This window comes from Thermomonas sp., assembly GCF_023953935.1.
Classification (GTDB): domain Bacteria; phylum Pseudomonadota; class Gammaproteobacteria; order Xanthomonadales; family Xanthomonadaceae; genus Thermomonas.
This window is the reverse complement of sequence record NZ_JAMLIW010000002.1, coordinates 81,288-98,376: the sequence shown is the minus strand read 5'-3', so window position 1 is coordinate 98,376 and position 17,089 is coordinate 81,288. Positions and strand designations below refer to the sequence as shown.

At 67.9% G+C, this 17,089-nt stretch carries 17 protein-coding genes; 10 read left to right on the top strand and 7 right to left on the bottom strand.

The annotated features are described in order from the left end of the window. Nucleotides 1-201 precede the first annotated feature (201 nt). From rfbB to rfbD, 4 genes are read left to right on the top strand one after another with little or no spacing between them, the layout of a single operon-like run. A complete protein-coding gene (rfbB, locus tag M9902_RS03215) occupies nucleotides 202-1,251 on the top strand; it encodes a dTDP-glucose 4,6-dehydratase (protein WP_297221155.1) in 1,050 nt (349 codons plus the stop codon). Next, nucleotides 1,248-2,135 carry a glucose-1-phosphate thymidylyltransferase RfbA gene (gene rfbA / locus M9902_RS03210; protein WP_297221154.1) on the top strand — a complete coding sequence of 296 codons (888 nt, stop codon included), beginning with the start codon at nucleotides 1,248-1,250 and terminating at the stop codon, nucleotides 2,133-2,135. The genes rfbB and rfbA overlap by 4 nt, the downstream gene beginning before the upstream one ends. Beyond that, complete coding sequence (gene rfbC / locus M9902_RS03205; protein ID WP_297221153.1) at nucleotides 2,132-2,692, top strand: dTDP-4-dehydrorhamnose 3,5-epimerase; 561 nt, start codon at nucleotides 2,132-2,134, stop codon at nucleotides 2,690-2,692. Before rfbA ends, rfbC begins: the two co-directional genes overlap by 4 nt. Then, nucleotides 2,689-3,606: a dTDP-4-dehydrorhamnose reductase gene (gene rfbD, locus M9902_RS03200; protein WP_297221152.1), complete on the top strand. Its 918-nt coding sequence runs from the start codon at nucleotides 2,689-2,691 to the stop codon at nucleotides 3,604-3,606. The genes rfbC and rfbD overlap by 4 nt, the downstream gene beginning before the upstream one ends. Nucleotides 3,607-3,679: 73 nt before the next feature. Here the strand turns inward: rfbD and M9902_RS03195 are convergent, their stop codons facing one another. From M9902_RS03195 to M9902_RS03180, 4 genes are all read right to left on the bottom strand, one after another. Then, the gene (locus tag M9902_RS03195) at nucleotides 3,680-4,462 is read right to left on the bottom strand and encodes an enoyl-CoA hydratase-related protein (RefSeq protein WP_297221151.1); all 783 of its coding nucleotides are present in this window, start codon (nucleotides 4,460-4,462) and stop codon (nucleotides 3,680-3,682) included. A gap of 145 nt (nucleotides 4,463-4,607) precedes the next feature. Continuing rightward, complete coding sequence (locus M9902_RS03190) at nucleotides 4,608-4,961, bottom strand: FxLYD domain-containing protein (RefSeq protein WP_297170204.1); 354 nt, start codon at nucleotides 4,959-4,961, stop codon at nucleotides 4,608-4,610. After that, on the bottom strand, nucleotides 4,958-5,446 hold the full coding sequence (locus M9902_RS03185; RefSeq protein ID WP_297170202.1) for a polymer-forming cytoskeletal protein: 489 nt from the start codon (nucleotides 5,444-5,446) through the stop codon (nucleotides 4,958-4,960). The genes M9902_RS03190 and M9902_RS03185 overlap by 4 nt, the downstream gene beginning before the upstream one ends. Nucleotides 5,447-5,552: 106 nt before the next feature. Further along, nucleotides 5,553-7,163 carry a carboxyl transferase domain-containing protein gene (locus M9902_RS03180; RefSeq protein ID WP_297221150.1) on the bottom strand — a complete coding sequence of 537 codons (1,611 nt, stop codon included), beginning with the start codon at nucleotides 7,161-7,163 and terminating at the stop codon, nucleotides 5,553-5,555. A gap of 96 nt (nucleotides 7,164-7,259) precedes the next feature. Between M9902_RS03180 and rlmD the strand changes: the two genes are divergently transcribed. The 5 genes from rlmD (at nucleotide 7,260) to M9902_RS03155 (ending at nucleotide 11,774) form a co-directional block, all read left to right on the top strand. Next, nucleotides 7,260-8,615: a 23S rRNA (uracil(1939)-C(5))-methyltransferase RlmD gene (rlmD, locus tag M9902_RS03175; RefSeq protein WP_297221149.1), complete on the top strand. Its 1,356-nt coding sequence runs from the start codon at nucleotides 7,260-7,262 to the stop codon at nucleotides 8,613-8,615. A 110-nt stretch (nucleotides 8,616-8,725) separates the two neighbouring features. Beyond that, entirely contained in the window at nucleotides 8,726-9,250 is a 525-nt protein-coding gene (locus M9902_RS03170) for a CYTH domain-containing protein (RefSeq protein WP_297221148.1), read from the top strand. 3 nt (nucleotides 9,251-9,253) lie between these two features. Continuing rightward, a complete protein-coding gene (gene nagZ, locus M9902_RS03165; RefSeq protein ID WP_297221147.1) occupies nucleotides 9,254-10,306 on the top strand; it encodes a beta-N-acetylhexosaminidase in 1,053 nt (350 codons plus the stop codon). Beyond that, nucleotides 10,303-10,860 carry a hypoxanthine-guanine phosphoribosyltransferase gene (locus M9902_RS03160; RefSeq protein ID WP_297221146.1) on the top strand — a complete coding sequence of 186 codons (558 nt, stop codon included), beginning with the start codon at nucleotides 10,303-10,305 and terminating at the stop codon, nucleotides 10,858-10,860. The genes nagZ and M9902_RS03160 overlap by 4 nt, the downstream gene beginning before the upstream one ends. A 167-nt stretch (nucleotides 10,861-11,027) precedes the next feature. Then, entirely contained in the window at nucleotides 11,028-11,774 is a 747-nt protein-coding gene (locus M9902_RS03155) for an S-methyl-5'-thioinosine phosphorylase (RefSeq protein WP_297221145.1), read from the top strand. A 106-nt stretch (nucleotides 11,775-11,880) separates the two neighbouring features. On the opposite strand, the gene M9902_RS03150 is transcribed toward M9902_RS03155, so the two are convergent. From M9902_RS03150 to M9902_RS03140, 3 genes are all read right to left on the bottom strand, one after another. Continuing rightward, a complete protein-coding gene (locus M9902_RS03150) occupies nucleotides 11,881-12,186 on the bottom strand; it encodes a hypothetical protein (protein WP_297221144.1) in 306 nt (101 codons plus the stop codon). 193 nt (nucleotides 12,187-12,379) lie between these two features. Beyond that, the gene (locus tag M9902_RS03145) at nucleotides 12,380-12,679 is read right to left on the bottom strand and encodes a hypothetical protein (protein WP_297221143.1); all 300 of its coding nucleotides are present in this window, start codon (nucleotides 12,677-12,679) and stop codon (nucleotides 12,380-12,382) included. A gap of 124 nt (nucleotides 12,680-12,803) precedes the next feature. Further along, a complete protein-coding gene (locus M9902_RS03140) occupies nucleotides 12,804-13,979 on the bottom strand; it encodes an acetyl-CoA C-acyltransferase (protein ID WP_297221142.1) in 1,176 nt (391 codons plus the stop codon). 158 nt (nucleotides 13,980-14,137) lie between these two features. Here M9902_RS03140 and M9902_RS03135 point away from each other — a divergent pair, with 158 nt between their 5' ends. Then, entirely contained in the window at nucleotides 14,138-17,062 is a 2,925-nt protein-coding gene (locus M9902_RS03135; protein ID WP_297221141.1) for an autotransporter serine protease, read from the top strand. The last annotated feature ends 27 nt before the right edge of the window (nucleotides 17,063-17,089 follow it).

Sequence of the window (17,089 nt, the reverse complement as noted above, 5' to 3'; positions counted from 1 at the left end):
GCGCCGTCGATCCTGGGAGCATTGGCATTGGCTTGGGATAGTGTCCGCGCTGGCGGCACCGATGTCACGCTTGGCGGGTCCCCGGCGGGGTTTGACCTGAGCTGCGGGCCATCTGGACCTTGGCTGCGCTGGTGGGAAACAATGTGACCGAGGCGTGCGGAACCACGCCCGCTGCCTGCCCCACATGAGGCCTTGCGTTCGATGAACTTCCTTGTCACCGGCGGCGCCGGTTTCATCGGTGGCAACTTCGTGCTGGACGCGGTGGCGCGCGGCGACACCGTCATCAACCTGGACGCGCTGACCTACGCCGGCAACCGCGACACCCTGGCCAGGATTGCAGACCATCCCAACCACGTCTTTGTCCACGGCGACATCGGCGACGGCGGGCTGGTGGCGCGGCTGCTGGCCGAGCACTGTCCCGAGGCGGTGGTGAACTTCGCCGCCGAAAGCCACGTCGATCGCTCCATCGACGGCCCGGCCGCCTTCATCCAGACCAACGTGGTCGGCACCCTGGCCTTGCTGGAAGCCACGCGCGATTATTGGAAGGCGCTGGAAGACGGGCCGAAGCAGCGCTTCCGCTTCCTGCACGTCTCCACCGACGAGGTGTACGGCGCACTGGGCGCCACCGGCTGGTTCACCGAAACCACGCCGTACGCGCCCAACTCGCCGTACTCGGCCAGCAAGGCGGCCTCGGATCATCTTGTGCGCGCCTTCCACCACACCTACGGCCTGCCCACGCTCACCACCCACTGCGGCAACAACTACGGCCCGTATCAGTTTCCGGAAAAGCTCATCCCGCTGATGATCGCCAAGACGCTTGCGGGTGAGCCGCTGCCGGTCTATGGCGACGGCAAACAGGTGCGCGATTGGCTGTATGTCGGCGACCACTGCCAAGCCATCCGCACAGTGCTGGAACAGGGCCGGGTGGGCGAAACATACAACGTCGGCGGCAGCGCCGAAAAACGCAACATCGACGTGGTGCAGGCCCTCTGCGCGCTGCTGGATGCCAGGCGTCCGCGCCCGGACGGCCAGCCCTATGCCCGCCAGATCACCTTCGTGCCCGACCGTCCCGGTCACGACCGCCGCTACGCCATCGACGCGAGCAAACTGCGCATTGATCTTGGCTGGCAGCCCGAATACAGCTTCGAACGCGGCCTGGCCGAAACCGTGGACTGGTACCTTGCCCACCAGCCGTGGGTGCAGCGCGTGCTGGACGGCAGCTATCGGCTGGAAAGGATCGGAATCGCATGAAACAACGCAAAGGCATCCTCCTGGCCGGTGGCTCCGGCACCCGGCTGTATCCGATCACCCGGGCGATCAGCAAGCAACTGCTGCCGGTGTACGACAAGCCGATGGTCTACTACCCGCTGAGCGTGCTGATGCTGGCGGGCATCCGCGAAGTGCTGGTCATCAATACCCCGCACGAACAACCGCTGTTCCAGCGCCTGCTGGGCAATGGCTCGCAGTGGGGCATGCACATCGAATACGCCGTGCAGCCCAGCCCGGACGGGCTGGCCCAAGCGCTGCTGATCGGCCGCAAGTTTCTGGACGGCGCGCCGTCCTGCCTGGTGCTGGGTGACAACATCTTCTACGGCAGCGGCCTGGTTGATCTGCTGGCCCGCGCCAACGCCCGCACGCAGGGCGCCACCGTGTTCGGCTACTGGGTGTGCGACCCGCAGCGCTACGGCGTGGCCGAATTCGACGCCGAAGGCAAGGTGATCGGACTGGAAGAAAAACCCGACCAGCCCAAGTCCAACTACGCCGTCACCGGCCTCTACTTTTTCGACGAACGCGCCAGCGACTACGCTGTCGCGCTCAAACCTTCCGCGCGCGGCGAGCTGGAAATCACCGACCTCAACCGCCGCTATCTTGAGGCAGGCCACCTGCACCTGGAGCGCATGGGCCGCGGCTACGCCTGGCTGGACACCGGCACCCACGAATCGCTGGTGGAAGCCTCTTCCTTCATCCAGACCCTGCAACTGCGGCAGGGCCTGCAGGTGTGCTGCCCGGAGGAGATCGCCTTCAACAATGGCTGGATCGATGCCGAACACCTTCGCGCGCTGGCAGCGCCGCTGGAAAAAAACGGCTACGGCCGCTATCTGCTTGCGCTGATCGAACAGGAATCCGATTCGTGAAAGCCATCGATACCGAATTGCCGGGTTGCAAGATCATCGAACCTGCGGTGTTTGACGATGCCCGCGGGTTTTTCTATGAAGCCTGGAATGCGGCGCGCTTTGCGCAGCTTGGATTGCCGGCGCAGTGCGTCCAACACAACCTCAGCCGCTCGCAGCACGGGGTGCTGCGCGGACTGCACTACCAATGGCCGAACCACCCGCAGGGCAAGCTGGTCAGCGTGCTGGAGGGCGAAGTGTTCGATGTGGCGGTGGACATCCGTCGCGGCTCGCCCGGCTTCGGCCAAGCCGTCGCCACGCGCTTGAGCGCCGACAACAAACGTCAGCTCTGGATTCCCGAAGGCTGCGCCCACGGCTTTTTGGTGCTCAGCGAAAGCGCGCTGGTCAGTTATCTGTGCACCGCGCCCTACACCCCGGCCAGCGACTGCGGCTTGCGCTGGGACGACCCGCAGCTGGGCATCGACTGGCCGCTGCGTGCGGTGGTGCTGTCCGACAGGGATGCCGCGGCTCCCAGGCTGGCCGACCTGCCGGAAGGTCGCCTGCCGGTCTGGCATCCGTGAAACTGCTTCTGCTGGGTGGCAACGGCCAACTGGGCCGTGAATTGCGGCGCAGCCTGCCCGCGCTGGGGCAGGTCATCACGGCCACCCGCGACGGCACGCAAGCCCAGCGTGCGGCCGATTTCCTGCAACCGGAAATGCTGGGGCCACTGATTCGCGACGTCGCGCCCGATGTGGTGGTCAATGCCGCCGCCTATACCGCCGTGGACCGAGCCGAAACCGAGCGTGAAGCCGCCTTTTGCGTCAACGCCAGCGGACCCGAAGCCCTTGCCCGCGCCTGCGCCGAAACCGGCGCCCTGCTGCTGCATTACTCCACCGATTACGTCTTCAACGGTACCGCCAGCCGGCTCTGGCGAGAAACCGATCCCACCGCGCCACTGGGTGTCTACGGCGCCAGCAAACTGGCGGGAGAACGCGCCATCGCCGCCAGCGGTGCCCGCCACATCATCCTGCGCACCGCTTGGGTGTACGCCGCCCACGGCAACAACTTCCTGCAAACCATGCTGCGGCTGGCGCGCGAACGCGACATCCTGCGTGTGGTGGTCGACCAGATCGGCACGCCCACCCCGGCCGGCTGGATTGCCGATGCCAGCGCCAGCCTGCTGGCCCGGCCCAACCTGCCCAGTGGCCTGTGGCACCTCACCGCCGCCGGCCAAACCAGCTGGCACGGCTTTGCCGAAGCCATCGTGGCAGAAGCGCAGGCGCAGGGCTTGCTGGATCGTTGTTCGGTCGTCGAAGCCATCAGCACCGCCGACTACCCAACCCCCACCCGCCGCCCCGCTTGGTCCGTGCTGGACACCCGCAAACTCCAGCGCGACTTCGGCATCGTGCCGCAGGATTGGCGGGCGGGTCTGGCGGCGACGCTGGCGGAAATGCGCTTGGATTGCCCAGCAGCTTCCGGCCGCTCACGGGACTGAATCCAACCGCTACGGCGAATCGGCGGTGCATCGGGTGACGGCATGCGTCGTCGGGGAGGCTCTCGGCGGACGGCTAGCGGGCCCAACCCGGCTTGCGTTTTTCGAGAAACGCGGTCAGGCCCTCCTGGCCTTCCGGTGAGACCCGCAGGCGGGCGATCAGGGCGGCGTTGTCGGCGTCGTGGCGTGCGCCGTCGGAGTGGGCGATGACATCGCGCACCAGCCGTTTCGCGTTGGCGCTGGCGCTGGGACCTGCATTGAGCAACAGGTCGACTTGCCGTTGCACGGCGTTGTCGAGCGCGGTGGCGTTCACCACCTTGTGCAGCAGGCCGATGCGCTGTGCTTCGACAGCATCGAAGATTTCCGCCGTGGCGAAGTAGCGGCGCGCCTGGCGCGGGCCGATCGCATTGATGACGTAAGGCGAGATCACTGCCGGCAGCAGGCCGAGCCTGCTTTCGGTCAGGCCGAACTTCGCCTCCGACGCGCCGATGGCGATATCGCAACAGGCCACCAGCCCGACGCCGCCGCCATAGGCCGCGCCTTGCACGGCAGCGATCGTGGGCTTGGGCAATTCGTCGAGCGTGCGCATCAGTCGCGCCAGCGCCAGCGAATCGATGCGGTTGGCCTCCTCGCTGGCGGCGGCCATGCCGCGCATCCAGTTGAGGTCGGCGCCGGCCGAGAACGAGGGGCCTTCGGCCTCCAGCACCAGCACCCGCACCGCGGCGTCCGCGCCGATGGCGACCAGCGCCTCGGTCATGGCCGCGACCAGATGATCGTCAAAGGCGTTGTGGACCTGCGGGCGGGACATCCGCAGGCGTGCCACCGGGCCGTCCCGGAGCAATTGCAGGGCTTGGGTCATTGTGATTCCGTAGGCGATTCAACGCCGCCCATGATAGCCGCGCAGGCGCCGGCAGGGCGGCGCGGCCGGGTTCACCACGGGTGCAAGCATCACTGTCGAAGCGCTATCCGCAAAGCTGTTGCGCTCGATGAATCCAGCGTGGCTTTCAGTGCCGAACGCGGCGGCGGTCGGGCGGGGCGGGGACGGCCTCGACGGTGACGGTGAAACTGCGTTCCTCGCCCGGAAACACCGCGCCCACGCCGGCGACGTGGCGGCCGATTTCCTTGCCGCGCTCGTCGCGGATCACCACCACCACGGTGTATTCAAAGGCGCTGTCGCGGGTGCCGCTGAGCGTGCCCTCGACCTGCAGAGGTACCTGCTTGGTGTCAGCGGCAGCTGGAGAATCGAACCGCAGATGCCCTCGGCACGCAGGGCAGACCTGCGCGCTGTCGAGGATGGTGGTCTTGCAGTGCGGGCAAGTGCGGGTCGCCCCCACTGCGCCCGGGCGTGGCCCGCTCATGCGGTCGGGCCACCCTCCGGCTTGCCGCTGTCCTTGCCCCAGCCGCATTCGACGTGGCCGCGGATGCGCGAGCCGGGAGCCACGGTCAGGCTACCGGCCTTGACGTCGCCGGTGATGGCGCCGGAGTTGAGCAATTCGACGTGCTGTGCGCCAGAGATGTTGCCTTCCAGTTCACCGGCCAAGGCGACCTTGCTGGCGGCGATCGCGCCGGCCGTCACCTTGGCGCCCTTGTCCACGGTCAGGTTGCCTTGCACCTTGATGTCACCCTTGAAGCGGCCGGCGATGCGGACGTGGCCGCTGCCTTCGATCTTGCCTTCGACGGTCAGGTCGGAGGCGATCACCGACTCGCGGGCGCCGCTGTCGGCGGCGCGCGCCGGGGCCGGGATCGGGGCCACGGGTTCGATCGCGGCTGGCTGCCGCGGCGGGTCAACGTGGATCGGATCGGCGGGCTTCGGAGTGGGTTGGGTGTCTTTCCAGATGGCCATGGGCAGGTCTCCTCGGGGGCGGAATTCCGAGGCTACCACCGATTTGGAGCATTTTGTTGCCTGAATGGGTGAACTGCCGTGCGCAACCGCATACAGGTGCTGGAAACTACATCCTGAATACGCCAAACCGCGTGCGCTCGGCGATCGGCGCGTTGAGGGACGCCGACAGCCCCAGCCCGAGCACGCGGCGGGTATCGGCCGGGTCGATGATGCCGTCGTCCCACAGCCGCGCGGTGGCGTACCAAGGACTGCCCTGGTCCTCGTACTGCTGGCGGATCGGCGCCTTGAAGGCGTCTTCTTCTTCCGCCGTCCACGCGCCGCCCTTGGCTTCGATGCCGTCGCGCTTGACCGTGGCCAGCACGCTGGCGGCCTGTTCGCCGCCCATCACGCTGATCCGCGCGTTCGGCCACATCCACAGGAAACGTGCGCCGTAGGCGCGGCCGCACATGGCGTAGTTGCCGGCGCCGAAAGACCCGCCGATCACCACGGTGAATTTCGGCACGTGTGAACACGCAACGGCCGTCACCATCTTGGCGCCGTCCTTGGCGATGCCGGCCTGTTCGTACTTCTTGCCGACCATGAAGCCGGTGATGTTCTGCAGGAACACCAGCGGGATGCCGCGCTGGTTGCACAGTTCGATGAAGTGGGCGCCCTTGAGCGCGCTTTCGGAAAACAGGATGCCGTTGTTGGCGACGATGCCGACCGGATAGCCGTGCAGATGTGCGAACCCCGTCAGCAGGGTCTTGCCGTAGCGGGCCTTGAATTCCTGGAAGTCGCTGCCGTCGGTGATGCGGGCGATGACCTCGCGGATGTCGAACGGGCGACGCGTGTCCTTCGGCACGATGCCGTACAGCTCGCTGGCCGGATACAGCGGTTCGCGCACCGGCAAGGTGGCGACCGGCAGCGTCTTCTTGCGGTTGAGGCTGGACACGATCCCGCGCGCGATCTCCAGCGCATGCCGATCGTCCTCTGCGAAATGGTCGGCCACGCCGGAGATGCTGGTGTGGACGTCGGCACCGCCCAGGGTTTCGGCATCCACCACCTCGCCGGTGGCGGCCTTCACCAGCGGCGGGCCGCCGAGGAAGATGGTGCCTTGTTCCTTGACGATGATGGATTCATCGCACATCGCCGGCACGTAGGCGCCGCCGGCGGTGCACGAGCCCATCACCACGGCGATCTGTGGAATGTTCTCCGCGCTCAGTTGGGCCTGATTGTAGAAAATGCGCCCGAAGTGCTCCTTGTCCGGGAACACCTCGTCCTGCAGCGGCAGGAAGGCGCCGCCGGAGTCCACCAGATACACGCAGGGCAGGTGGTTCTCACGCGCCACTTCCTGCGCGCGCAGATGTTTTTTCACCGTGATCGGGAAATAGGTGCCGCCCTTGACAGTGGCGTCGTTGGCAACGATGACGACTTCCTGCCCGCACACCCGGCCGATCCCGCAGATCATCCCGGCCGCCGGCGCCTTGCCCTCGTACATGTCTTCGGCCGCCAGCGGGGCGATTTCCAGGAACGGCGAGCCTGGATCCAGCAAGGCGTCGATGCGCGCGCGCGGCAGCAGCTTGCCGCGCTTGGTGTGCCGGGCGCGGGCTTTCTCGCCGCCGCCGTCGGCGGCGCGGGCGAGGCGGCGCTTGAGTTCGGCGACCAGTTCGCGGTGGAAGGCGGCGTTCTCGACGAATTCGGGCGCACGGGGGTCGAGCTGCGAGACAAGGGCGGGCATTGCGGGCTTCCGAACCGACAAGACCGCAAGGATACCGCCTCACGGTTTGCGGCTGCAGCCGGGTGCGGCGGTTTGCGACAATGGCGGGCCGTCCCGATGCGCATTGCCGTGGCCCGACTCGACCAGACCCCCAAGACCGTCGTCATTTCCGATCTCAGCCATGACGGCCGCGGCGTGGCGCATTGGCCGGAAGGTCACGCGCAGGCCGGCAAGGCCGTGTTCGTGGTCGGCGCGCTTCCGGGCGAAACCGTGGTCGTGCAGCAGACCGGGCGTTCGAAGCATTTCGATGAGGCCAGAACGCTCGATGTGCTGGATGCCTCGAAGGATCGCGTGGCGCCGCGCTGCCCGCATTTCGGCGTGTGCGGGGGCTGCGTGTTGCAGCACCTGGAGGCCGACCAGCAGATCGAATACAAGCAGCGGGTGCTGCTGGACAATCTGCAACGCATCGGCCACGTGCTGCCGGGCATGGTGCTGCCGCCGCTGCGTGGCGACAGCTGGGGCTACCGGCGCAAGGGCCGGCTGTCGGTGCGGCGGGTCGAGAAGAAGGACAAGACGCTGGTGGGGTTTCGCGAACAGGATCCGCGCTTCGTGGCCGACCTGCGCGAATGCCACACCATCCTTCCGCAACTCGGGTTCAAGCTCGACGTGCTGGCGGCGCTGGTGGACGGCATGGACGGCCGCCGCGACATTCCGCAGATCGAATTCATCGCCGGCGATGCGGCGATCGCGCTGGTGTTCCGGCACCTGCAACCGCTGGGCGAGGCCGATCGGGCGCGGCTGGCCGCGTTCGGGCAGGCCCACGGGTTCGTCATCTTCCTGCAACCCGGTGGCGTGGATTCGGTGCAGCCGCTGGCAGGCGAGGCGCCGCCGCTGTCCTTCCACCTGCCGCAGTGGAACATCGAGTTGGTGTTTCGCCCGCTCGACTTCATCCAGGTCAACGCCAAACTCAACCAGGCGATGATCACCCGTGCGCTGGAGCTGCTGGACGTGCAGCCCGGCGAGCGCGTGCTGGATTTGTTTTGCGGGCTGGGCAATTTCACCCTGCCGCTGGCGCGGGTGGCGGGCGCGGGTAGCGTGGTCGGCGTTGAAGGCGATGCCGGGCTGGTGGCGCGCGCGCGCGCCAACGCCGCGCATAACAGTTTGGCCAACGTGCAGTTCCACACCGCGGATCTGGCCCAGGACCTGCGCGGCCAACCTTGGCTCAAACAGGGCTTCGACAAGCTGCTGCTGGATCCGGCCCGCGCCGGCGCCCTGGAGGTGCTCAAGCAATTGCCGCTGAAAGGCCTGAAACGCATCGTCTACGTGAGCTGCCACCCCGGCTCGCTGGCCCGCGACGCCGGGTATCTGGTCAATGAAGCCGGCTGGACCCTGCAAGCCGCCGGCGTGATGGACATGTTCCCGCAGACCGCGCACGTGGAGTCGGTGGCGTTATTCGGGATTGGTGATTGGTGATTGGTGATTCGGAAGAGCAAAAGCCCGGTTTCCCGTGTGCTTTACGTCCCGGCATGCGATCCTTGGCCCTTGCGAATCACCAATCACCAATCCCGAATCACCATTCCCCCGTGCCCCTCGAAATCGAACGCAAATTCCTCGTCACCCATGATGGCTGGCGCAGTCAGGCGCAGCGGGTGATCGTGATGGCGCAGGGCTATCTCAACGATGTGGGCAGCGTTGACTCCGGGAGGATGCGGGCGTCGGTGCGGGTGCGGCTGGAAGACGATGTGGCACGGCTGAACATCAAATCGCGCGAGCTGGGTGCGACCCGGCAGGAATTCGAGTATCCGATCCCGGTGGAGGACGCGCGGGCGCTGCTGGCGCTGTGCGTGGGCGGCCGGGTGGAAAAACGCCGCCATCTGGTGCGGCATGCCGGGCATCTGTGGGAAGTCGATGAATTCCTCGGCGACAACGCGGGGCTGGTGGTCGCGGAAATCGAGCTGGGCAGTGAAGCTGAACGCTTCGTGCATCCCGACTGGCTCGGAATCGAGGTGACGACCCTGCCGCGCTACTACAATCTGGCCTTGGCCTCGCATCCGTATTCGCGCTGGAACGCGGACGAACGCGGCCCCACGGCACCCAAGGACAACTGACGCATGCTGTTGATCGGAGTTTCCGGCCACGCGCTCACCGCCGCCGAGCGCGACTGGCTCCAGCATCCGGCCTGCGCCGGCGTGGTGCTGTTCGCCCGCAACTTCGCCTCGCGCGAACAGGTGGTGGAGCTGACGCAGGCCATCCGGGAAGCCGCGCCGCGGCCGCTGCTGGTGTGCGTGGACCAGGAAGGCGGGCGGGTGCAGCGCTTTCGCGATGGCTACAGCCCGCTGCCGGCGCTGCGCGGGCTCGAAGAGCTGTACCTGCGCGACGCCGACGCCGCGCTGCGGCTGGCGCGCGAACACGCCTGGCTGATGGCCAGCGAAATCCGCGCGACCGGCCTGGACCTGAGCTTCGCGCCGGTAGTCGATCTGGCGCGCGGCAACCGCGCGATCGGCAACCGCGCCTTCGCCCAGGATCCGCAGATCGTGGCCGCCTTCACCCGCGCCTACGTAGCCGGCATGCACGAAGCCGGCATGGCCGCCACGCTCAAACACTTCCCCGGCCACGGCTCGGTACTGGAAGACACCCATTTCGATGCCGCGGTGGATCCGCGTCCGCTGGAGCTGTTGCGCGCCCAGGATCTGGTTCCGTTTGCCGCCGGGATTGCCGCCGGGGCCGACGCGGTGATGCTGGCGCACGTCACCTATCCGCAGGTGGCGCCGGAACCGGCCGGCTATGCGCCGCGCTGGATCAAGGACATCCTGCGCGAGGAAATGCACTTCCGCGGCGTGGTGTTTTCCGATGACATCGGCATGGCGGCGGCGGGCAGCGCCGGCGGCATCCAGGCCCGCATCGGCGCGCATCTGGACGCCGGTTGCGACGTGGTGCTGGTCTGCCATCCGAATTCGGTGGAAGAAGCGTTGCGGGCGGTGGCAGCGCGCGCGCTGCCCTCGGTCGCCCTGACCGGCCTGATCGGCCGCGGCGCGCTCGGCTGGGATGCGCTGCTGGCGGAGGGGCGCCACGCGCAGGCGCAGCGGGAGATGACGCAGATGCCCAGCGTCGGCGCGGATGCCGCGCGCCATTCCGGCGCCAACGACGTCGGGAGCGTGGCATGAGCCGGCCCAAGCTGTCTGATGCGCTGCGCACGGCGAAAGTGCTGTTCGAGCGCCCGGCGCTGGAAGCGGCGATCGCGCGCATTGCCGACGAGCTGCGCGCCGCCTATACCGACGGCGAGGTGCCCGTCCAGCTCACCGTCATGAACGGCGCGATGCCGTTTGCGTCGCAATTGGCTTTTGCGCTGGGCGAACGCGGCCTGGATCTGGAATTCGACTACCTGCACGCCACTCGCTATCGCGGTGAAACCCACGGCGCCGACCTGGTCTGGAAGCATCGACCGGAAACTCCGCTGCAGGGCCGCAAGGTGCTGCTGGTGGATGACATCCTCGATGAAGGCCACACCTTGCTGGAAATCCGGCGCTGGTGCGAAGCCCAGGGCGCCGCCGAGGTGCGGATCGCGGTGCTCACGCGCAAGCTGCACGACCGCTGCGTCGCCGGCATCCACGCTGACCACGTCGGCGTGGAATTGCCGGATGCGTTCGTGTTCGGCTACGGCATGGATTACTACGAGCAGGGGCGGAATCTGCCGGCGGTGTATGCGTTGGGTGACTAGGGCCCGGCGCTACCTTCGCGCGATCCCGGGCCGGCACTGCCTTTTCCGGACACGCCGTGAATGCGTCCATGCAGGCTTTTCGGCGACGTCCCTGTCGCCGAAAGTCCGGCAAAGGCAGCACCGGCCCGGGCTCGTTTCGGGACTGTGACGGGAAAGGAAACGGGTTGATGGCTATCGAACTTGCGGTCATCGGCGGCACCGGCGTATATGCCTTGGGAGAGCTGACCGATGTCGAAACCCGACGGCCGGAAACGCGCTACGGCGCGCCGTCGGGGCCGATCCGCGTTGGCCAGATCGACGGCAAGCGGGTTGCCTTTCTGGCTCGCCACGGCGAGGGTCATGCGCTGCCGCCGCACAAGATCAACTACCGGGCCAATCTGGCCGCGCTGAAGGCGGTGGGCGCAACCCGCGTGCTGGCGCTGAACACCGTGGGCGGCATCACCGAACGCTTCGGCCCGCGCGTGCTGGCCTGCCCGGATCAGCTCATCGACTACACCTGGGGCCGCATTTCCACGCTTTGCGAGGACGGCGGCGAAGTCCTGCACGTCGATTTCGGGGAACCCTACACGCCGGCCCTGCGCGCGCAGGTGATCGTCGCGGCCAGGCGCGCCGGCGTGGCGCTGGTGGACGGCGGCTGCTACGGGGCCACCCAAGGCCCGCGGTTGGAGACCAGGGCGGAAATTGCGCGACTGCGCCGCGATGGCTGCGATCTGGTCGGGATGACCGGCATGCCGGAGGCCGGATTGGCGCGTGAGCTCGGCCTGGACTACGCCTGCCTGGCGATCGTGGCGAACTGGGCCGCGGGCGCGGGGCCGGACGCCGATGAAGTCATCACCCTGCAGGACGTGCTGGACAACGTCACAGCGGCGATGGGGGACGTGGCCAAGGTCGTGCAGGCACTGTTGGCGGACTGAAAGGTCAGCAGGGGACGCTTCGGCGCGTCCGACCATTTTGTCGCGCGCACAAAAAACGGGCCCGCCGTTGCCGACGGGCCCGTTCGGTGTCCCGATGACTCGGGTATTACTTGCCTTCGGCCGGAGCAGCAGCGGCGTCAGCCGGAGCAGCGGCGGCGTCAGCCGGAGCAGCGGCGTCGGCCGGAGCAGCGGCGTCGGCCGGAGCAGCGGCGTCAGCCGGAGCGGCGGCGTCGGCCGGAGCGGCGGCGTCGGCCGGAGCAGCGGCGGTGGCGTCGGCCGGAGCAGCGGCGTCAGCCGGAGCGGCGGCGGCATCAGCCGGAGCAGCGGCGGCGTCGGCCGGGGCTTCGGCCTTCTGGCAGGCCGACAGGGCGAGCACGCCAGCGGCGAGCAGAACGATGAGCTTGTTGTTCATGGAAATTACCCCAATGAGTTGATTTGCGTGGTTGGAACGGACAATGCCAGTGCGCTTAGCGGGCCGGCGTCGCCGGTGGTTCGTTCACTGACTGGAACAGCTCCGGACTGAACCGAAGCACGAAAAAGCCGCCGGCGCACCGACGGCTCCCCCGATTTTTGCTGAAACCCTGGCGTCTACTCCGCCAGTTGGCTTACTTGGCCTCGCTGCTGGTCGCAGCCTGCTCGGCCTGGTCGGCCGCCTGCTGGGCCGCTTCCGGCGTGGCAGCGGCGTCGGCCGGAGCAGCGCCGGCATCGGCCGGTGCGGTGGCGTCGACCGGAGCTGCGGCGTCGGCGGTGGCGTCGGCCGGAGCCGCGGTGGCGGCGTCAGCGGCCGGGGCTTCGGCGGCCGGCGCTTCGGCAGCGGCGGTAGCGTCGGCGGCGGGCTCTTGCTGGCTGCAAGCGCTCAGGGCAACGCCCAGCGCCATCGCGAGCAGGATCTTGTTGATGGACATGATACGGGTTCCTCGTCGTTGAATTCGTTGCGACGCAAACAGTGGTCGCGGCTACTATGATGGGGATTCGGCGCCGGCTGTCAAGGGTTTGGCCGGTTTTTTTTCGTTCCGGCGTTAACGTTTTTCATACAAGTTCGATCGCCATGGCGGTGGCTTCACCGCCGCCGATGCACAGCGAGGCCACGCCGCGGCGCTCGCCGCGGGCCTGCATCGCGTGCAACAAGGTCACCAGCAAACGCGCGCCGCTGCAGCCGATCGGGTGTCCCAGCGCCAGCGCGCCGCCGTTGACGTTGAGCTTTGCGTGCGGGATGCCGAGCTCGCGCATCGGGATCATTGCCACGCAGGCAAACGCCTCGTTGATTTCGAACAGGCCGACGTCGGCCACGGCCCAACCGGCTTTCTCCAGCACGTTGTGCACGGCGGCCACTGGCGCGGTGGTGAACCATTCCGGCGCCTGCGAGTGGGTAGCGTGGGCGACGATCCGGGCCAGCGGCTTGACGCCCGCGGCCGCGGCCGCGTCGGCGGACATCACGGCCAGCGCGGCGGCACCGTCGGAGATTTTGGAAGACGAAGCTGCGGTCAGCACGCCGTCCTTGCCGAATGCGGCGCGCAGCCCGGGGATGCGACTGACGTCGATCTTGCCCGGCTCTTCGTCCTGATCGATGACGCTCTCACCCTTGCGGGTCTTGACCGTCACCGGAACGATTTCGGCGGCGAACGCCCCCGCGGCCTGCGCCGCCTGCGCGCGCTGGGCGCTTTCGGTCGCGAAGGCGTCGATGCTGGCGCGGTCGTAGCCGTACTTGGCGCAGGCCATGTCGCCGAACACGCCCATCGCCTTGCCCTCGTAGGGATCGGTCAGGCCGTCCCAGGCCATGTGGTCGAGGAACTCGGCGCTGCCGTAGCGGATGCCGGTGCGCGAACCGTTGAGCAGATGCGGCGCATTGGTCATCGACTCCATGCCGCCGGCGATCACCGCCCGCGCCGAGCCGGCCTTGATGATGTCGTGGGCCAGCATCACCGCCTTCATGCCCGAGCCGCAGACCTTGTTGATGGTGGTGCAGCCGGCCGCGTCGGGGATGCCGGAGGCGCGCGAGGCCTGGCGGGCCGGGGCCTGGCCGAGGCCGGCCGGCAACACGCAGCCCATGATGACTTCGTCCACCGCCTCGGCGCTCAGCCCGGCGTGGGCCAGCGCGCCGCGGATGGCGGCGGTGCCCAAGGCAGGGGTCGGTGTGCCGGTGAACTGGCCGAGGAAAGAACCAATGGCAGTGCGCTTGGCACCGACGATGACGATATCGCTCATGGGGGACTCCGGGCTATGCAGGTCTGAGCCCCCGATTATGGCGCAATCCGCGTGAGGTGTTGCGGTGCGTCATGGTGCCACCCGCCGGGAGCGTTGCGCCGAGCGCTGGAGCGGATTACAAAGTCCAGCATCGGGGACGGCAACGTGGAGCAAATCAGATGCGCAAGCACTTCATCGGCACGCGCCACAACGCAGGCTGCGCGCGGGCGCTGCTGCCCGCCGTGATCGCGCTGGTACTGGCGGCTTGCGGCGGTGGCGGTGGTGGGGTTGTCCGTTCCGATCCGCCACCGTCGACGCCGGGAACGCCGCCGCCGCCGGTTCCGAACTTCACGCCCAACGTGGCCAATGACGCCGCTCTGGTCGTCAATCCGCCCAACATCCCGACGCTGGGCGCGCCGCGCCTGCTTCCGCAATACAGCCAGCACCTGGCACTGACCAATGCGGCCGGGGCACTGGGCGCGGGGCTGACCGGGCAGGGCGTCACCATCGGCCTGCTCGATACCGGGGTCAACGGCAACCATCCGGCGCTGCAGGGACGAGTGACGGCGCATTTCACCCACGTCGATCCCGCCACCAACGATACCAGCGTGGACGATGTTGTCGGCCACGGCACGGTCGTGGCCGAGATGGCCGCGGGCCAAGCGATGGGCAACTGGGGCGGCGGCGTGGCGCAAAGTGCCAATATCGTCGTCTCGCGCATCATCGATGATCATCCGCCGCCGGACGACGGTTCCGGCGAGGGCACAGAGATCCATCCCGGGGATGGCTTCGGCGACTTCTTCATCGCGGTCAATGCTGAACTGGCCGATGCCGGTGCCAAGATCCTCAACAACTCCTGGGGTGGCGTCTACTGGACCGATCCGGCCGTCACGGCGGAACTGGACGCGGCCTGGCGGCAGTTCGTGATCGGTCGCGGCGGGCTGATCGTGTTTGCCAACGGCAACAGCGGCGAAGATCCGCGCTTTGCCGGGGAACCGTCCGACATCGCGCGGCTGCCGACGCTCGCCAATGACCCGGCGCTGGAAAAAGGCTGGATCACGGTCGGCGCACTGGACCCGAACAACCCGACCCAGCTCACCTCGTATTCGCAGCAGTGCGGTTCGGCGATGAACTATTGCATGGTCGCGCCCGGCAACGTGGTGTTCATCGATCCCAAGGCCAAGGTCGGCGACAGCAGCTACAACCTGTATCAGGGCGGTGGCACCTCGTATGCCGCGCCGCAGGTGGCCGGCGCGGCCGCGGTGGTGTGGTCGGCCTTCCCGTATTTCAGCAACGATCAAGTGCGGCAAACCGTGCTGGCCGCGTCCAAGGACCTCGGCGCGCCGGGCGTCGATCCGGTGTTCGGCTGGGGCCTGCTCGACGTGACCAAGGCGGCGATGGGGCCGAGCAATTTCGCCTGGGGGGATTTTTCGGTGACGTTCACCGGCAACTCCGTCTGGCGCAACGTCATCGTCGGCAGCGGTGGCCTGATCAAGGGGGGCAGCGGGATCCTGACCCTGGCCGAAGCCGGCAAGTTCACCGGGGCGACCAAGGTCAATGCCGGCGGGCTGGACGTGCGCAAGGGCTTGCTGTCGGATCTGACCATCGCCAGCGGCGCGACGGTCTGGGGCAGCGGCAGCTTCGGCGGTTTCGTCAACAACAGCGGCCACTTCCTGAGCGGCGCCTCCAGCCCGGCCAGCATCGCCGGCAACTTCACCCAGTCCGCCAGCGGCAATCTGGGCGTGTGGCTGGGCAGCGCCCTCAATATCACGGGCAGCGCCACCCTGGCCGGCACCCTGTCGATCCTCGGCGTGCGCTCGGGCTACACCACCCAGGCCAGGGAAACCCTGCTCAACGCCAACGGCGGCATCAGCGGGACGTTCTCCTCGCTCAAGGCGGCGCCGAACGTGTTCCTGATTGCCTCGCTGGCCTACGACCCGAACAAGGTCTATCTCGACATCAGCCGGATCGACGTCAGCAAGGCGGTGGCCGGGATGGGGCTCAGTGGCGCCAGCGCGGAGACGGCGGTGCGGGTCGAATCGGCGATGCAGGCTCTCGACGCGCTGGGCGGCCGTGCCGGCGGCGGCGTGAGCGCGGGCTTCATCGGCGCGGCCGGCGCGTTCCAGCAGGCCGGCAGCGCCGCCCAAGCCGACCTGTCGCTGCGCAGCCTGTCGGGCGAAATGCACGCCGCCTCGGCGGCGCTGACCTTCGATGCCATCGATCGCGGCCGGCGCACGCTGGCGCAGCGCCTCGACGGCCTGGCCCGCCGCCCGGCGCGGGCCGGCGGCTGGTACCGCGACCTGGCCAGCGGCGGTCAATTCGCTCCGGCCGGCTATGATCGCATCGGCGTCGCCTCCAGCGGGTCGATGATCGGCAACGATTGGCGCGCAGGTCACGACGCGGTGCTGGGCGTGGCCATGAACCGGCTCGAACAAAGCAGCTGGCTGGGCGCGCTGGGGGATTCCAGCCACGGCTACCAGAGTGAAGTCCAGCTGTATGCGGCGACCTGGCGCGGCCCCTGGCAGGCGCAGGCGCAGCTCACCGCCGGTACGTTCCAGCGCCAGCTGCAGCGCAACCTGCTGCTGGGTTCCTTGCAGGAGGCGGTTGCGGCGCGGTTGTCAGGACGCTACCAAAGCCTGTCGGTGGAAATTGGCCGCCGCGTGGAGATGGGCGGTTTCACCTTGATGCCCTATCTGGGCAGCAGCTACGTGCATCTGGCCAATGACGGGTTCGATGAGGGCGGGCAGACCGGTTTCGGCCTGCGCGCCCATGCTTGGGATGCCAGCCGCTGGCAGGCGCTGGCGGGCCTGCGGGCCGAGCGCGGCTGGCGCGTTGGTGACGTTGATCTGCGCGCCGATGCGTACGCCGAGTGGCAGCAGACGTTGGCGATGAACGGCCTGTTGTTCGATGCCAGCTTCACCGGCATCGAGCAATGGGCGCCGCTGCAGGGCATGGCGCTGTCCCGCCATGGTCGGCAATTCGGCTTGGGGTTGTCGGCGCTGTTCGGCCAGAAGGCGATGCTGCGCTTCGACCTGAGCCAACGCCGCAGCGACACCGGACGCGCCGGCACGGCGATGTTGTGGGTGGTGATTCGTGATTGGTGATTGGTGATTGGGAAAGGCGCGACTCGT